Origin of the sequence: Xanthomonas sp. SHU 166, assembly GCF_000364685.1 — a bacterium.
In the GTDB taxonomy this organism is placed as follows: domain Bacteria; phylum Pseudomonadota; class Gammaproteobacteria; order Xanthomonadales; family Xanthomonadaceae; genus Xanthomonas_A; species Xanthomonas_A sontii.
On record NZ_AQOJ01000882.1, the window covers coordinates 1 to 343 of the forward strand.

Consider the following 343-nt stretch of genomic DNA (forward strand, 5'->3'; position numbering starts at 1 on the left):
GCAGCGCTGCGGCGCTGGCCTGCGCCCAGGCGGGGGCCACCGTGGTCCTGCTCGGGCACAAGCCGGCACGCTTGAACCGCGTCTACGACGCAATCGCCGCGGTCGGCGCCGCGCCGCTGCTGTACCCGCTGGACCTGCTCGGCGCCACTCCGCCGGACTACGCGACCCTGGCCGAGCGCATGCAGGGCGAGCTCGGCCGCCTGGACGGGCTGCTGCACTGCGCCGCCGACTTCGCCGGGCTGACCCCGTTCGAACATGCCGATCCGGCCCAGTTCGCGCGCGCGATCCACGTCAACCTGACCGCCGCGGCCTGGCTGACCCAGGCCTGCCTGCCGTTGCTGCG

The 343-nt window shown here is 74.9% G+C and carries 1 protein-coding gene; it reads left to right on the plus strand.

Features of this window, described 5'->3' with window-relative positions; genetic code table 11:
* Positions 1 to 343: SDR family oxidoreductase (locus tag D180_RS20010; protein WP_017914165.1), on the plus strand; the 343-nt coding region annotated here is incomplete at both ends.